3 protein-coding genes are annotated in these 2,904 nt (G+C 76.4%); 2 read left to right on the plus strand and 1 reads right to left on the minus strand.

The features are described 5' to 3' along the window. Positions 1 to 1,362 (plus strand): condensation domain-containing protein (locus VR45_RS25960; RefSeq protein WP_045942262.1); only part of this gene is annotated, 1,362 nt, incomplete at its 5' end. A 59-nt stretch (positions 1,363 to 1,421) separates the two neighbouring features. After that, positions 1,422 to 1,868: a DUF4259 domain-containing protein gene (locus VR45_RS25965; RefSeq protein ID WP_045942263.1), complete on the plus strand. Its 447-nt coding sequence runs from the start codon at positions 1,422 to 1,424 to the stop codon at positions 1,866 to 1,868. 18 nt (positions 1,869 to 1,886) lie between these two features. Here the strand turns inward: VR45_RS25965 and VR45_RS25970 are convergent, their stop codons facing one another. After that, entirely contained in the window at positions 1,887 to 2,822 is a 936-nt protein-coding gene (locus VR45_RS25970; protein WP_078896834.1) for an NmrA family NAD(P)-binding protein, read from the minus strand. Positions 2,823 to 2,904 lie beyond the last annotated feature (82 nt).

Raw genomic sequence — 2,904 nt, forward strand, 5'->3', positions numbered from 1 at the left:
GCGCCCAGGACCGCCGAGGCCGCGCCCCCGGTGGACGACTCCGCGCTCTCCCCGTTCTCCCCGTTCCTGCGCGACCTGCGCGCCCAGCCCCACGACGTCCCGCTCACCTCGCAGCAGGAGAACTTCCTGCGCTGGATGGCCGAGGCCGAGGGCCGCAACGTCGGCTCGGTCGCCGTGATGTTCCGCGTCACCGAAGCACTGGACCCGGCCCTGCTGACCGAGGCCCTGTACGAGGCGGTGCGCCGCCACCCCGCACTGCGGACCCGCTTCGTGCCCGTGCCCGGCGCCCTGCCGGGCGTCCGGCGCGCCGTCGTCGACCCCGAGGCCCAGGTGGAGGCCATCCTGGTCGACGCCCCGGGCGAGAGCGACGACGAGGTGTCGGCCCGGCTGATCGCCGTCCGGGACCGGCTCACCGACGTCGGCGAGGGCCCGATGACCGGCCTCGCCGTGGTCAGCCGGGGCGCCGACGACCACGTGGTGCTGCTCGCCGTCCACCACATCGTCGGCGACGGCTGGTCGGTCGGCGTGCTGCTGCGCGACCTCGGCGTCATCTACTCGGCGCTGCGCCGCGGACGCCCCGCGCCCCCGCCCCGGCCGATGCCGACGCTCGGCGAGCTGGTCTCCCGCTCCAACGCCAACTGGCCCGTCTCGCGCGCGCACTTCGCCCGCACCCTGGCCGGCGCGCCGGAGGCGGTGCACCCCTTCCCGGGCCGCGCCGACACCGAGACCGTGCTCAGCGCCGCCCACCGGCTCACCGTCCCCGCCGACCGGGCCGCCGCCCTCCGCGCCCGGGCCGCCGAGGCCGGGGCGACCCCGTTCCAGGCCCTCGCCGCGGTCTGGCTCGGCCTGCTGGCGGAGCGCAGCGGCCAGGACGACCTGGTCCTGATGACCCCCGTCCCCGGCCGCACCACGCCCGAGGCCGAACAGGCCGTCGGCTGCTTCGTCCAGTCCCTCCTGCTGCGGGTCGACGTGCGGGTCGACGCCTCCGGCGCGCCCGGCTTCGCCGAACTCCTCGCCCGCGTCCGCGCCAGCGCCACCGCGGCGCTGGACCACCAGCTCTACCCCTTCGCGGAGTTCAGCCCGCTGGTGCCGTTCGCCGCCTGGCTCCGCTACGAGAGCTGGAACGCCCCCGCCCAGCTCCCTGGCCTCGCCTGCACCGCCTGGGAGGTCCCGCGCGGCGCCACCGTCCCCTACCCCCTCCCCGGCGGCGACCGGCACGTCCCCGAACTCGCCGCCACCGAACAGCCCGACGGCTCCCTGGTCTGCTGGCTCCGCTACAACGAGCACGCCTTCACCCCGGCCGCCGTCGAGTCCCTGGCCGCCGCCCTGGAGGCCCGCATCGCGGAGGCCGCCGGGGGCTGAGCCCGCGTGATGTCGGTGGTCGGTGCGATGATCCCCACGAACGAGCTGAGGAGAGCACTGTGGGCACCTGGGACATCGGACATTTCGACAACGACACCGCGGCGGACTTCTGCGGCAGCCTCGACGAGGCGGCCGCGGGTGAACGGGAGGGACTGCTCCGCCGTGCGCTGACACTGGCCGCCGACACGGGGGCCGAGGACTACCTCGACCACTACGAGGCGGTCAAGGCCGTGGCCTCGGCCGCCCTCGTCGCGGCCCAGTGCCCCGGCGGTGAGCCGGTCACCACCGCCTACGGTCCCGACCAGCCTCTCCCGGTCCTCCCCGCCGACCTGCGGCCGCTCGCCGTGGCGGCCCTGGACCGGGTGGTCGCCGAGGAGTCCGAGCTTGCCGAGCTCTGGGACGAGACCGAGGACGGCCCCGCCTGGCGCCGCGCCGTCCAGGAGCTCCGAGCCGTCCTCGCACCGCCGCTCGGACCGGCCCCGGAGGTGCTGTTCGAGCTTCCCTGAGCGGGCCCTGACGGGTGCTCAGGCCGTCGGTCCCGCAGTGTCCGCGGCGTCGAACCGGGCGCGCAGCGCGGCGGCGCCGCCCTCGGCGAGCCAGTCGCCGAGGGTGCGCAGGCCGGGGTGGACCACCCGCAGCGCCTCGAGGTCGGCCCGCCAGCGGTGGCCCTCGGCCCACTGGCGGCGGACTTCGGCGAGTCCGGGGTGCAGCGCGGCGGCCTCCTCGTGGCCGATCTGCTCGTAGCGCAGCGCCCTCCCGGTCGCGGCGGCGATCGCGGCGACGGCCTCGACCGGGGTCGGGGCGTCACCGGCCAGCTCCAGCGTCCGGCCGGCGAACCGGTCCGGCTGTTCGAAGGCCAGGGCGGCGAACTCGGCGATGTCCTCGAGGGCGATGATCTGGAGGGGCTCGTCCGGCGGGAAGAGGTGCCGGTGGACCCCGTCCGTGAACCCGTCGAAGCCGACTCCGGCCACCCCGAGGTAGTTCGTCATGAACCGCACCGGCCGCAGCACCGTCACCCGCTCGATCCGCTCGCGCAGATACTGCTCGGTGCGGCGCTTCCCGGGGGCCGCGAACGCCGCGCCGGTGGTCGAGGCGACGCCGGTGAACACCACCTGGCGCACGCCTGCGGCCTCGGCCGCGTCGGCCAGGGCCCGGCCGCGGGCGAATTCCAGCTCCTCGTCGATGCGCGCCGGCCCGTAGGCCACCGGCGGCACGGCGAACAGCGCACCGGCACCGGCCAGGGCCGGGCCGAGGCTCGCCGGGTCGTCGAGGTCCGCGAGCACCAGCTCGGCCCCGGCCTCCGCGAGTGCCACGGCGGCGGGCGCCGAGGCGTCCCGCACCAGCGCGCGCACCGGACGTCCGGCGGCGAGCAGCCGCCGGGCCGTCGCCCCGCCCTGCTTGCCGGTGGCGCCGGTCACGGCGACGACGCTCCAGGCGGTGTCGTTCGGTTCGGTGGTCATGTCGTCCTCCCTCGCCCCGGTCTGTGCTTCACCCCGGGGATCTGGGATACTCCAACCCGTTTGGCTCCGGGGGTACAAGGGG

The organism is Streptomyces sp. NRRL S-495, assembly GCF_000966955.1.
Classification (GTDB): domain Bacteria; phylum Actinomycetota; class Actinomycetes; order Streptomycetales; family Streptomycetaceae; genus Kitasatospora; species Kitasatospora purpeofusca.